This is a genomic window from Haloarcula terrestris (assembly GCF_031624315.1).
GTDB lineage: Archaea > Halobacteriota > Halobacteria > Halobacteriales > Haloarculaceae > Haloarcula > Haloarcula terrestris.
The window spans coordinates 574,693-587,075 of record NZ_JAMQOM010000001.1; the positions used below are offsets into that span (position 1 = coordinate 574,693).

The 12,383-nt window shown below is 64.4% G+C and carries 11 protein-coding genes; 5 read left to right on the forward strand and 6 right to left on the reverse strand.

All coding sequences use genetic code 11. The features are described 5' to 3' along the window. Positions 1-60: 60 nt before the first annotated feature. Complete coding sequence (gene serS / locus NDI54_RS03095; RefSeq protein WP_310895011.1) at positions 61-1,443, reverse strand: serine--tRNA ligase; 1,383 nt, start codon at positions 1,441-1,443, stop codon at positions 61-63. A gap of 83 nt (positions 1,444-1,526) precedes the next feature. Continuing rightward, positions 1,527-1,970, reverse strand: a complete 444-nt coding sequence (locus NDI54_RS03100; RefSeq protein WP_310895012.1) for a universal stress protein — start codon at positions 1,968-1,970, stop codon at positions 1,527-1,529. Positions 1,971-2,077: 107 nt separating this feature from the next. Here NDI54_RS03100 and NDI54_RS03105 point away from each other — a divergent pair, with 107 nt between their 5' ends. Then, positions 2,078-2,986 (forward strand): MBL fold metallo-hydrolase, encoded by a 909-nt coding sequence (locus NDI54_RS03105; protein WP_310895013.1) that lies wholly within the window; start codon positions 2,078-2,080, stop codon positions 2,984-2,986. 35 nt (positions 2,987-3,021) lie between these two features. Continuing rightward, positions 3,022-3,969 (forward strand): mechanosensitive ion channel family protein, encoded by a 948-nt coding sequence (locus NDI54_RS03110; protein WP_310895014.1) that lies wholly within the window; start codon positions 3,022-3,024, stop codon positions 3,967-3,969. Positions 3,970-4,016: 47 nt separating this feature from the next. Here the strand turns inward: NDI54_RS03110 and NDI54_RS03115 are convergent, their stop codons facing one another. Next, positions 4,017-5,264 carry a magnesium transporter gene (locus tag NDI54_RS03115; RefSeq protein WP_310895015.1) on the reverse strand — a complete coding sequence of 416 codons (1,248 nt, stop codon included), beginning with the start codon at positions 5,262-5,264 and terminating at the stop codon, positions 4,017-4,019. Between the two features lie 176 nt (positions 5,265-5,440). Here NDI54_RS03115 and NDI54_RS03120 point away from each other — a divergent pair, with 176 nt between their 5' ends. The 3 genes from NDI54_RS03120 to NDI54_RS03130 all read left to right on the forward strand — a co-directional run bounded on the left by NDI54_RS03120 (position 5,441) and on the right by NDI54_RS03130 (position 8,771). Further along, entirely contained in the window at positions 5,441-7,348 is a 1,908-nt protein-coding gene (locus NDI54_RS03120) for a cation:proton antiporter domain-containing protein (RefSeq protein ID WP_310895016.1), read from the forward strand. Positions 7,349-7,623: 275 nt separating this feature from the next. Continuing rightward, complete coding sequence (locus tag NDI54_RS03125) at positions 7,624-8,091, forward strand: NUDIX hydrolase (RefSeq protein ID WP_310895017.1); 468 nt, start codon at positions 7,624-7,626, stop codon at positions 8,089-8,091. A gap of 281 nt (positions 8,092-8,372) precedes the next feature. Continuing rightward, positions 8,373-8,771: a hypothetical protein gene (locus NDI54_RS03130; protein WP_310895018.1), complete on the forward strand. Its 399-nt coding sequence runs from the start codon at positions 8,373-8,375 to the stop codon at positions 8,769-8,771. Between the two features lie 96 nt (positions 8,772-8,867). Here the strand turns inward: NDI54_RS03130 and NDI54_RS03135 are convergent, their stop codons facing one another. The 3 genes from NDI54_RS03135 to NDI54_RS03145 form a co-directional block, all read right to left on the reverse strand. Next, positions 8,868-10,001 carry a thiolase family protein gene (locus NDI54_RS03135; RefSeq protein ID WP_310895019.1) on the reverse strand — a complete coding sequence of 378 codons (1,134 nt, stop codon included), beginning with the start codon at positions 9,999-10,001 and terminating at the stop codon, positions 8,868-8,870. Between the two features lie 122 nt (positions 10,002-10,123). Then, the gene (locus tag NDI54_RS03140) at positions 10,124-10,594 is read right to left on the reverse strand and encodes a pyridoxamine 5'-phosphate oxidase family protein (RefSeq protein ID WP_310895020.1); all 471 of its coding nucleotides are present in this window, start codon (positions 10,592-10,594) and stop codon (positions 10,124-10,126) included. Positions 10,595-10,696: 102 nt separating this feature from the next. Next, entirely contained in the window at positions 10,697-12,307 is a 1,611-nt protein-coding gene (locus NDI54_RS03145; protein WP_310895021.1) for a YegP family protein, read from the reverse strand. Between the last annotated feature and the right edge of the window lie 76 nt (positions 12,308-12,383).

A 12,383-nucleotide genomic window follows, 5' to 3' on the forward strand; every position in this document is an offset into this window, starting at 1 on the left:
GTATAACGTACCACATGCAGAAACCCGTAACTCTGGTCGAGCGACAGAGAGCCCGGTGAGCTACTCTTTTTCGCCGGCTCCGACGGCGCTCTCGCCGACAGGTTCGTGGCCCTCGATGACTTCCTGGCCGCCCATGTACGGGCGGAGCGGCTCGGGGATGGTAATGGTCCCGTCGTCGTTCTGGTAGTACTCCATGATGGCGACGAGGACGCGGGGCACGGCCAGTCCGGAGCCGTTCAGCGTGTGGAGGTAGTCGGCGGATTCGTGTCGCTCGGGGCGGTAGCGCAGGCCGGCCCGCCGGGCCTGGAAGTCCTCGAAGTTCGACACCGAGGAGACTTCGAGCCAGCGGCCGCCGCGGTCCGGGCCGTCCTCCATGTCGTCGCCGGGAGCCCACACCTCGATGTCGTACTTCTTGGCCTGGGTGAAGCCCATGTCGCCGGTACACATGTTGAGCACGCGGTAGGGGAGTTCGAGGCGGTCGAGCACTTCGGCGGCCTCGTCCAGCAGGCTCTCCAGCCGGTCGTAGCTGTTTTCGGGGCGGACGAAGTTGACGAGTTCGACCTTGTGGAACTGGTGGACGCGGACGTAGCCCCGCGTCTCGGTGCCGTGCTCGCCGGCTTCGCGGCGGAAGTTCGGCGAGAACGCCTGGTGTTTGACCGGGAGGTCGTCGTCCAGCAGGATCTCGTCGCGGTACATGTTGGTGACCGGCACCTCCGCCGTCGGCAGCAGCCACAGATCGTCGCTGTCGTAGTCGTCGTCCTGTCTGGCCCCGACGCGGTAGGCGTCCTCGGCGAACTTGGGGAGTTGGCCGGTCCCTTCCATCGAGTCGGAGTTGACCGGAATCGGCGGCAGCACGTCGACGTACTCCTGCTCGCGGTGCACGTCGAGCATGAACTGGATGAGTGCGTGCTCAAGGCGTGCGCCATCGCCTTTGACGAACTGGTAGCCGCCGCCGGACACCTTCGCACCGCGCTCGAAGTCGAGCAGGTCCAGGTCCTCGCCGAGGTCGTAGTGCGGAACCACCTCGTCAGGCAGGTCCCGCAGGTCCTCGAACCCCTCGCGGTAGCGCTCGACGTTATCGGCCTCGTCCTCGCCGGTCGGCACCGACTCGTGGGGGACGTTCGGCAGTTCAAGCAGGGCCGCCTCAAGCTGGGACTCCAGTTCGTCGGCACGCTCCTCGACTGCCTGTAGCTCCTCTTTGAGTTCCTGAGAGCGCTCGATGGCTTCCTGTGCCTCTTCTTCCTCGCCTTCCTGTTTGAGCTGGCCGATCTTGCTGGACACTTCGTTGCGCTCCTGTCGGAGGCCGTCGCCTTCGGCTTTCAGTTCCCGCCACTCCGCGTCGATTTCCAGGATCTCGTCGAGGTCAACGCCCGTGACGCCCTTCCGCTCGATGGCGTCGCGGACCGTCTCGGGGTGCTCCCGGACGAACTGTCTCGATAACATGGACGACGGTTCTCGACGGCAGAAATTAGGCGTGTCGGTCCAGTGGTGAGTCTGTCCCTGATTGTCGGCCTGTTCGTTTCCCGCTACGCTTCGCCACCGACCTTGACCGCGAGCACCGGCACCGGCGAGGCCCGAACGACCGATTCGGTGACGCTGCCGATGAGTTCCCGAGAGGGGCCGGTCCGTCCCTCCGTTGCCATCACAACCACGTCGATGTCGTGGCGCTCGACGTAATTCACTACTTCCTCGTGAGCGACGCCCTGCTCGACCGCCGTGGTGACGGTGTCGATGTCGCTGGTTTCGGCCTGTTCGCGTAGGTCGTCGACAGCCTGCTGGCCGGCGTCGGCGAGGCGGTCGAAGATGCTGCTATCCTCGAAATCCGGAATCTGGTCGACCACCTGCTCGGTTTCGAGGACGTGGAGCGCGTGTAGCTCTGCGTCGTGGCGCTCTGCGAGGTCGATGGCGTGTTCGGCCGCGGTGGCGGACCCATCGGAGCCGTCGGTCGGAACAAGCACGGCGTCGTACATACAGTACTCTTTCTGGTTCCGGGTGAACCCTTTTGCCCTACCTGACGATCTGCTGTCACGACAGCCGTGGCACAACGGTTTTGCCCCCGCCGGTCCGGAGAGGGAGTATGGGAATCGGCGACGTTTACGAGGTGACGGTCGGCGACTGCACTGACGTTCACTACGTCGACGTCGGGATGTACGACGTGGCCGAGTACGGGCCCGTCTACATAATCGACGCCGAGCGACCGGCGCTGGTCGACACCGGCACCGGCGCGCGACACGAGACCATTCTCTCGGCGATGGAGTCGGTCGGCATCGCGCCCGAGGACCTCGAAGTCATCGCGACGACCCACGTCCATCTGGACCACGCCGGCGGGGCCGGCTACCTCGCCGAGGACTGCCCGAACGCGACGGTGTACGTCCACGAGTCCGGGAAGCGCCACCTCGTCGACCCGGAACGGCTCTGGGAGGGGACCAAACACGCCGTCGGCGACCAGATACAGTACTACGGCAAGCCGATTCCGGTCGCCGAGGACCGCATCGAGACGCTGACCGACGGCGACGTAATCGACCTGGGCGACCACTCGCTGGAAACCCTGTATGCACCGGGTCACGCCCCCCACCAGGTCGTCTTCTACGACCCCGTTATCGACGGCGTGTTCACCGCCGACGCCGCTGGTATCTACAACCCGTCGACCGACGAAATGCACGTCACGACCCCGCCGGTGAACTTCACGCTCGACCAGGCGCTCGACGACGTGGCGATGTTACAGGACCTCGACCCTGACATCCTCATGTTCGGCCACTTCGGTGCCGCCGAAACCGGCGACAAACTGGCGACCTACGCCGAGATTCTGCCGGAGTGGGTCGCCGAAGTCGAGCGCAAGCGCGCGGAACTGGACGACGACGAGGCGGTCGTCGACTACTTCGTCGAGCGGGCCGACACCGAGACCTGGGGCGAGCGCAAGGGCCGCGCCGAGATGCGCCTGAACGTCCGCGGCGTCCTCGTGGCGCTCGACAACCGCGAAGAATAGGTGGGTTTCTCAAGGCCGGGCCACAGTGTCGTGGTATGCGCCGAACTGGCTACGTGTCGCTGCTCTGTGCGGTCGTCCTGTATGCTGGCTCGCGGTTCGTGAGCCGGTTCGGCATCGACGAGCAGATTCCCGGGGTGGAACTGGAGCCGCTCACGCTGCTGGCGCTCACCCTGGCATCAATTTTGCTCGCGACGTACGGCAGTTACATCATCAGCCGGACGTACCTCATGGACCACACCCAGAACAAACGCCGCCAGCACGACGTGCGCAACGTCCTCCGGCTGACCTTCGGCATCCTCGGGATGGTGGCGGTGTTCGGCGTCGTCACCCGGGAGTGGGTGAGCGTGTTGTTCTCCCTTGGTGTGCTCGGGTTCGCGGTCACGTTCGCGCTCCAGCAACCCCTGTTCTCGCTCATCGGCTGGCTCTACATCATGACCAAGCGGCCCTACCAGGTGGGCGACCGTATCGCTATCGAGGAGATGCGTGGTGACGTGGTCGCGGTCGATTTCTTCGTCACGGAGGTGTGGGAGATCGACGGCGACCTCGTCTCATCGAACCAGCCGTCGGGCCGCATCGTCACAGTGCCCAACAGCACGGTGCTGTCCTCCCGCGTCGTCAACTTCTATGGCGAGGGCGTCCAGTACGTCTGGAACGAACTCTCGATACAGGTCGCCTATGAGACCGACCTGCAGTTCGCATCCGAGGTGATGATCGACGTGGCGACCGACCACCTCGGCGACGAGATGGCCAAACAGGTTCGGGAGTACCGCGACCGCCTCGCGGAGACGCCGGTCGAACTCGACGTGAACGAACAGCCGACGGTCAACATCACGCAGGGGGAGTCGTGGGTGGAGCTTCGGCTCCGGTATCTCGTCCACCCGCGCCGCGGCACCCGGATGCGAAACGCGCTGTACGCGGACATTCTGGAGCGGTTCAACGAACACCCCGACCGCGTGAAGTTCCCGGTGAGCCGGAACCGGTGAGGGTGGGGTTGCGCGGGGCGGACCGTCTCTGAATCCACCAACCGCGCTCAGAGGACGCTCTGGGCCAGCCCGAGGAAGATGAAGAATCCAAGCACGTCCGTCGCGGTGGTGATGAAAATCGTTGCGGAGGTCGCGGGGTCCTTCCCGATTTTATCCAGCACTAGCGGGATGATAGTCCCGAAGAAGCCCGCGATGACGAGGTTCAGCACCATCGACACGCCAAGCACCAGTCCAAGCAGCGGGCTCTGATTGAACACGGTGGCGATTATTGCGACGAGGATTCCAGTGATAGTCCCGTTCGCTGCACCAGCGATGGCCTCGTTGAGGATAGCTCGGCTCCCGGTTGACAGTGAAATCTGGCCGAAGGCGAGCCCGCGGACCGTGACGGCCATCGACTGCGTGCCGGCGTTCCCGCCCATCCCGGCGACGACGGGCATGTACACTGCGAGCAGGGTGAACGCCGCGATGGTGTCCTCGAAGAAGCCGACCATGCCGGCCGCGAGAAACGCCGTCCCCAGGTTGATGATAAGCCACTTGTACCGGTAGCGCACCTTCGACAGCGGCCCGTCGAGGACGCTCTCCTCCTCGCGGACGCCCGTGAACTCGTACAGCGTCTCGCCGGCCTCCTCCTCGATGATTCGCAGGAGGTCCTGTGCGTAGATGACGCCGAGGATGCTTTCGTCCTCGTCCAGCACGGCGACGGAGCGCTCGGGGTTGGCCCGGAACACGTCGACAACGTCGGTGTCCGGTCTGTCGAACCGAACCGCCGGCGTCGCGTGGACGTGGTCCCGCAGCGCGACCGAATCTCCGTCCGTCATCGCCAGCGTCTGCCCGGGGAGTTCGCCGAGCAGGTCGTCACCCTCGGTGACGAAGATGGTGGGGAACCGACCGGTCCGTGCCTCGTGGCGCTCGACGCGGCGGGCGACATCGGATAGGCTGCGGTCGACATCCACGGTCACGTAATCCAGATGCATCAGCCCGGCCGCGCTCTCGGGGCTGAACTCAAGCAGAAATGCGGCCTTCTCCCGGCGGTCCGCATCGAGGTGCTGGAGGACGCGTTCGCGGGTCTCCTCGTCGGCCAGCCCGAGCACGTCCGCCACTTCGTCGGGGTCTAGCCGCCGGACGAACCCCTGTAGCTGGTCGCGGTCCATCTCTGCGACCAGTGACTGCTGGGCCGTCTCCGGAAGCTGGAAGAACACCGTCCGCTGTCGGCTGCGTGGCAGTTCGCGGAACTCGGCGGCCGGCGTCGATGAGACGGCAATCGCCTGTGTGGCATCCGCTACTGACTCTTCCATACGTGTCACGCAAGTGCCATCCTCTAATCAGTTGGGACGCTTTTCCACGGCCGTGTTTCTCCGACCCGGTACGAGATTTGGCTCCCGCCGCCGGGTGATTCCGGCTCCGATGTGTCCACCAAGTGAGTGCGTTTATACGAGGTCGATACGTTAGGCTGGACAGATGGAGGCCAACTGTGGCTGGTAGCTCGGGGCTACTGATTCCGCTCGTCGCTGGCATCATTGGACTCGGCGTCCTTGCACAGGTCCTCGCCGCACGGCTGCGCGTGCCCAGTATCATCTTTTACCTGGTGGTGGGCGTCATCATCGGCCAGCCCGGACTGAAGATCATCGGCGATGGGACCTTCGGTGGGGCATTGTCGGCAATCGTCGGCTTAGCGGTCGCAATCATCGTCTTCGAGGGGGCCTACCACCTCCGGTTCGACCGGTTGCGCGAGGCCCCGGCCGCGACGTTCCGGCTCGTTACCGTCGGTGCGGCTATCGCACTGGTGGGCACCGCCATCGCCGTCAAGTTCGCGTTCAACTCCGCGGCCGTCTCCTGGAACCTCGCGTTCCTCATCGGTGCGCTCCTGGTTGCAACCGGGCCGACGGTTATCACCCCGATTCTCAATGTCGTCCCGGTTCGGGACCGCGTCGCCGCCGCGCTGGAGACGGAGGGGATCGTCAACGACGTGACCGCGGCGATCATCGCCGTCGTCATCTTCGAGACGGTCAACCCGGTGGCGTCGAGCGAGGGCCTGTTGCGGGCGTTCGCGCTTCGACTGGGGACGGGGCTGCTCGTCGGCCTCATCGTCGCCGGCGTGGTGTACTACCTCCTCCAGTACGTCGACCTCTCGCCCGGCGACGCACCGCGGAACTCCCGACTGCTCGTGCTCGCCGGGGCACTCATCGCCTACGCGGGTGCGAACACGATAGCGACCGAGGCCGGCGTCGCCGCCGCTGCGACGGCAGGGATGGCCCTGGGTAATGTTGACCATCCCTACGAGGAAGACATCGAGGAGTTCAAAGGCGATATCACGCTGTTGGTGCTGTCGTTCGTGTTCATCGCACTGGCAGCACAGTTGGAACTCGCCTCGCTCATCGATGTCGGGCTGGCGGGCATCATCGTCGTCCTCGCCGTCGCGCTGGTCATCCGGCCGCTGCTGGTGTTCGTCTCGGCCGTCGGCGACCGGTTCACGACCAACGAGAAACTGTTCGTCAGCTTCGTCGGCCCGCGCGGGATCATTCCGGCCTCGGTCGCGACGCTGTTTGCCGTCGAACTGAACGCCGCGGCCGAAGAGGTCACCGGGGCACAGGCCGAACTGCTGGGAACGCAGGCGGATATCCTGCTGGGGACCGTCTTCCTGGTCATCTTTGCGACCGCCCTGTTCGAGGGCGGGCTGGCGCGATTCATTGCGGAAAAACTGGATGTGATACCAATGCGAGTCATCATCGTCGGCGGCGGACAGGTGGGCCGAGCGCTCGCCGCACGCCTCGAAGACCGAGGCGAGAACGTCGTCATCATCGAGCAGGACGAAGAGATCGTCGAACGAGCCCGCAACGACGGCTATGCCGTCGAAATCGGTGACGGAACCGACACCGACACGTTGCGGTCGGCCGGGGCCGAAAACGCAAAGACCATCGTCGCGGCGACCGGTGACGACGACGCGAACCTGCTGGTGTCACAGCTAGCGAGTTCGAAGTTCGGCGTCGAGCGCGTCATCGCCCGCGCGAACAACCCGGACAACGTCGAGGCCTTCGAAGACCTCGGCGTCCGGACCATCTCCTCGGCGATGGCGACGGCCTGGGCCATCGACAACCAGATCGAGCGCCCGGCCATCGCCCACTGGATGACCGATGTCGGTCGCAGTGGCGACGTGCAGGAGGTCGAGGTCAAGAACCCGGAGCTCATCGGCAAGGCCATCCGCGAGGTCGGCCCGATGTTGCCTGACGCCTGTCTGATCGCGCTGGTCAGCGGCGAAAGCCACGAGCACGCGGAGGTGCCGACGGCCGACTACATCCTCGAAGCGGGCGACATGGTGACGCTGCTTGGCCGTCGGGAGTCCGTGCGGGACGGTATGAAGATGGTCAGTAACGGCGATTAATCGTCGCCGGTCAGCTGTGTTAGTCCGATTTGTCGACGCCTTTCGTCCACGGCGACTCGCCACGGTCACCGTCAGTGTACTCAATCAAAAACCCGCTGGAAAACACTGCTATGAGGGCTATATACCAGTTCGGTAGCGTTACTTGATCGTTCTTCCTGACACGCTTTCGGGCTTCCCCCCACATCTGAGTACACCTTTCTGCCTTCCGATGACCTAATATGATTCTAGGCAGATATGTGGGTACTACTATATGTCTACCCCAGATACACGAATGTATGCAACCACAGCGGGCCACTTACGTCAAGAAAGCCTGCGCCTACATCACCAGGAATGGATCGGAACTCCTGGTGTTCGAGGGGCCTGGCCACGACGGGCTGCAGATCCCGAAAGGGACCGTTGAACCGGGCGAAAAACCGCGGATCGCCGTCCAGCGCGAGGCCGTCGAGGAGAGCGGGCTGGCCTCCTTTGAGCGTCTGCAACACATCGCTACCGATGTCTGGACGCGCCGCGAATCGCCCCCGAAGCGGTACGTGCGGTCGTTCTATCATCTGCCCGTTCACGAGTCCCGGGACCACTGGGTACACACTGTCACCGGAACGGGCGAGGAGCGCGGTGCGGAGTTCGAGTTCTCGTGGGTCGACCTCCCGACCGACGCCACCTTCGCACTCGACCTCGACGACTACACCCACTCGTTGACGAGTCCCGCCGAGGCGACGACAGCCGGCGATATCGCTGCTGACTAGGCCCACCTCTGTCTTCTCTGGAAACCCCGCTCCACGGGAGCGACGCCGCTTGCGAGGAACGCCACGACGAGCAGCGGTTCGACGTGTGCCGTGGCGATACTCGATGACTTCAACGCCCTGCTCGGACGGTGTGTGACGTGCTCGAACGGAGCACCGAACAGTCGCGCTCGACCGTTGCTGGAAACAGAAACCGCCAGTACAGGTGTGAGAGAACGCCCTCGAAGCGCAAAAGCCGGCAATACTTATGTGTTTGTAGACTAACACTTACATGGTAGTAAATAATGGATACCGAAACAAGTTCACAGAGCAAAGACACAGAAGAGGTTGAGTTCTACGTCCCGGCAACGTTCCAGTTTTCAACAGAACCGGGAGCGATCGAGCGAGTACTCGTTGGATTGTTCCACGATCGGAGCGACCTGGAGGCGAGAGTCGTCGCGGAAGAGCCCACGAAGGAGTTCTATACCCCTGCCATGTTTCAGTTCTCTACTGATCCAAGTCGTATCGAACGGTTCCTCAAAACGGTGTTCAGGGAACGCGGCGAGCAGGAGTTCAGGACCGTCCCCGACCAATTCGTGGACCTCTTCTATCTGCCTGCAACCAGTTCGGACCGATTCCGGCAGCGCACCGACCCCTCGCTTGCCCCTGCAGCAGAGGTCCTCCAAGAGACGCCACCGGACTGACGACCAGAGGGCCAATAGAGGTCAGCAGAATCATTCAGCGGTCGGAGCCACACCCCAAACGCAAAACTGCAACCGCTCGCACGGATAGCTGATCAATCAGGGCAGCCGGAACTCGATAGCCGCGCCCTGGCCGAAGCCGACACATTCGGTCGCCAGGCCAAGTTCCGCGTCGCGGCGGTTCATCTCGTGGACGAGCGTCACCGGGAGGCGCGCGCCGGAGGCCCCGAGCGGGTGACCGATGGCGATTGCGCCGCCGTTGACGTTGTAGATCTCGTCGTCGAAGCCGAGTTCGCGCTGACAGTACAGACACTGCGAGGCGAAGGCCTCGTTGAGTTCCACGAGGTCGTAGTCCTCGGTCTCACGGTCAGTGCGTTCGGTGAGCTTACGGACAGCCGGCACCGGGCCAATACCCATCACGGTCGGGTCGACGCCGGCGACCTCGTGGGAGCCGATTTCGGCGAGTACGTTGAGTCCGCGGTCGTCGGCGAACTCGCGAGAGGTGACCAGCAGCCCCGCCGCGCCGTCGGAGACCTGAGAGGCGTTGCCGGGTGTGACCGTCCCGTCCGATTTGAACACTGTCGGCAGGCCCGAGAGCTTTTCGAGCGTGGTGTCGCGGCGGATGCCCTCGTCTTCCGCAAGCCGCCCGTCTTCGGTATTGATAGGAACGATTTCGTCGTCGAAGCGACCCGAGTCCGTCGCGTCGGCGGCGCGCTGGTGGCTCCGGAGCGCGTACTCGTCCTGTTCCTGGCGAGCGACCGCCATCTCGTCGGCAACCTTCTCGGCTGTCATCCCCATCTGGAGTTCGCCGATGTTGTAGTGTTCGGCCAGCCGTGGGTGGACGTTGTGGGTGTTCTCGCCCATGTTCACGCGGGACATCGATTCGACGCCGCCGGCGATGAGCACGTCGCGCTGACCGGCCGCGATGGCGTCGGCAGCCCGCATCAGGGCTTCGGCTGAGGAGGCACACCAGCGGTTGATGGTCGAGGCGGGGACGCTCTCACCGAGGTCCGACAGCAAGGAGATGACCCGGGCCATGTTGTTGCCCTGTTCGCCGCGCTGCTGGGCACACCCCCACAGCAGGTCGTCGACCTCGTCGGACTCGACGCCAGCCGAGGCGAGCAGCTGATTGACCAGCGGCACCGAGAGGTCTTCGCTCCGGACGCCGGCGAGCGCGCCGTCCTCCTTTCCCTGGGGCGTTCTGACCGCATCTACGATAACGGGCGTGGGCATGGACAACGGAACGTCGCCGCCTGTGTTAAAACCTCACAAACTCCGGACAGCGGGGGAACTGTTGTCGACCGGTGGTGTGGGGCTACGACGGGAAACAACCCCTCGGGCTGTCACCTGCCCGGTCACTCCGGTTCGAACCCCGGCGGCAGGCCGGCGTGTCTGAGCCCCTCCCGCTCGTCGATGTGGAACCGGTACACTGCGATGTCACCGCCCTCGATTGCGTCCTTGAACATCTGTGGCCGCCACGCCGTATCCAGCACCGCCGCGAGTTCGTCCCACTCGGACTCGGGGACAGCCTCGATACTGCCCTGCAGCAGGACGCTCTCCCAGTGGAACATCGATTCGACCTTGTACACGAGCACGGCTGCGTCCTCTGCCGCCTCGGTCAACTGTTGTTTGCGGCTCATCGACCCGCCAACGAAGGTGAAATACAGCGAGCTGTCGCCGTCGTAGCCGAACGACAGGGGGATCATGTACGGGCCGTTCTCGGTCGGCAGCCCGAGCACGCCGACCCGCTGGTTCGACAGAAACGCCGCGATGTTGCTGTCGTCCATGCGCGTGAGTCCAGCCGCTTCGAGCGAATCTACTGTCATATATGTATAACTTCAGCCGAAACCTGTTTAATTAATTCGGCTATTCTACACTTTGGAGAATCGGTGTCTCGCTGGCTGGAGGCGAAGACCGCGTCGACGATTCTACGTTTCTTCTTCGGGGGCACCGGGCGCGTGACGCTTGACCCGCTCGATGGCGGCGATGGCTTTGTTGCGCTCGGCGTAGCCCTCGCCGGAGTCGGCGATGATCTCGCCGTTGCGGTGGCGGAGCCGCCAGCGCCACTCCTCGCCCTTGTCCTCGTACACCTCGAAGGCCGCGCTGCCGATGGCCAGTAGGTCGGCGTCGGCGGCGTAGGACTGGACCCGCTCGACGGCGTCCATCGCCTTCGACCGGTTCGCATACCCTTCGCCGCTGTCCGCGACGAGTTCGCCGTTGCCCGCCCGGAGCCGCCAGCGCCACTCCTCGCCCGCATCCTCGTACACCTCGAAGCCGTCGTCGACCGCGGCGTCAGGCGCGAGTTCGCTCACCCGTCGGGCCGCCCGCCGGGCGTTCGACCGGGAACTGTACCCTTCGCCGCCGTCGGCGAGGATGTTGCCGTTGCGGTGGAGGAGCCGCCAGCGGAACTGCCCGGCGGCGTCGGCGTACACCTCGTACGCCACAGGATCGATCTTGAGGTAAGCCGCGCCGGGGACGTAGGACTTGACGCTTCGCAGCGCCCGGCGGACGTTCGATTTCGAGGCGTAGCCCTCGCCGCCGTCGGCGATGATGTTGCCGTTGTCGTGGCGCAAGCGCCAGCGGAACTCGCCAGCGTTGTCCTCGAACAGTTCGAACGCGGCGTCGCTTTCGGGAGCCGGCACGACCGGCACGTCCTCGGCGGTGTCGTCCTCGGTCGCGTCCTCGAAGAAGACGACGGCCCCGCCGGCGGCGTTGGACTGGACGCTGCGGAGCCCCTGCATCGCCTTCTGGCGCGAGGAGTACCCCTGCGCGCTGTCGGCGATGACGTTCGAGTTCCGGTGGCGGAGCCGCCAGCGGTACTTGCCGCCGGCGTCTTCGTACAGTTCGAACGTCGCCTTGCTGTCCATCGCGGCCGCGATGGTGGCGTGGGCCGCGGCGAGTTCGGCCTCAGTCGCCTCCGTGACCGTTTCCAGCTCCTCGCGGGCGGCCTCGTTGGTCGCCAACTGCTCGGCCAGCGTGTCGCGCTCGCGGGTTGCCTGTTCGGCGACCTGGGACTGTTGGCTGGCCTTCTGTGACGCCCGGTCGGCGTCTGTCGACGCCTGCTCGGCCAGTTCAGTCGCTTCCTGTGCCGTCCGCACGGCTTCGTCGTACGCCTCCTTCCGGCCGGTCAGTAGCGGGGAGACGACCGCCCCGACGGCCATCAGTCCGAGGCCGACGATGTACAGCGTCACCGCCGGGTTCCCCTCGGGGCCGTTCCAGCTCGACGGGTAGAACGTGGTGAACCACACCATCGCGACCAGTCCGACCACGGCACCGAGATAGGTGAGTATCAGGCCCCGGCGTGTCAGTGGGAGCCTAATCGTCGGTCCCGCAAACAGCAGTATGAGCCCGATAGCCCCCAGCAGATAGCCGAACTGTCGCGGCGTGCTGCGGGATGCTGTCAGATAAAACAGCAGTAAACCCACGATACCGAGCACGATACCGATGACGAACAGCCAGTACCCGTATGCCTCATCGTCGGTCGTCGGATCGCCGATGCGGTTCCGGTATACCGAAATTAATGCATTATCAGTTGCCACGTTAGAAATACACAGAGGGGGTATATTACCCTGGTGTCGGCCACCGGGGCTTCGAGTGACTTATACCGGTCGCGTG

What these genes read in the sequence shown, in the direction of transcription:
- NDI54_RS03115 (WP_310895015.1), bottom strand. Translation starts at nt 5,264, where the DNA reads ATGGAAGAGTCAGTAGCGGATGCCACACAGGCGATTGCCGTCTCATCG.
- NDI54_RS03130 (WP_310895018.1), top strand. Translation starts at nt 8,373, where the DNA reads ATGGATACCGAAACAAGTTCACAGAGCAAAGACACAGAAGAGGTTGAG.
- NDI54_RS03110 (WP_310895014.1), top strand. Translation starts at nt 3,022, where the DNA reads ATGCGCCGAACTGGCTACGTGTCGCTGCTCTGTGCGGTCGTCCTGTAT.
- NDI54_RS03100 (WP_310895012.1), bottom strand. Translation starts at nt 1,970, where the DNA reads ATGTACGACGCCGTGCTTGTTCCGACCGACGGCTCCGATGGGTCCGCC.
- NDI54_RS03135 (WP_310895019.1), bottom strand. Translation starts at nt 10,001, where the DNA reads ATGCCCACGCCCGTTATCGTAGATGCGGTCAGAACGCCCCAGGGAAAG.
- NDI54_RS03140 (WP_310895020.1), bottom strand. Translation starts at nt 10,594, where the DNA reads ATGACAGTAGATTCGCTCGAAGCGGCTGGACTCACGCGCATGGACGAC.
- NDI54_RS03105 (WP_310895013.1), top strand. Translation starts at nt 2,078, where the DNA reads ATGGGAATCGGCGACGTTTACGAGGTGACGGTCGGCGACTGCACTGAC.
- serS (WP_310895011.1), bottom strand. Translation starts at nt 1,443, where the DNA reads ATGTTATCGAGACAGTTCGTCCGGGAGCACCCCGAGACGGTCCGCGAC.
- NDI54_RS03125 (WP_310895017.1), top strand. Translation starts at nt 7,624, where the DNA reads ATGCAACCACAGCGGGCCACTTACGTCAAGAAAGCCTGCGCCTACATC.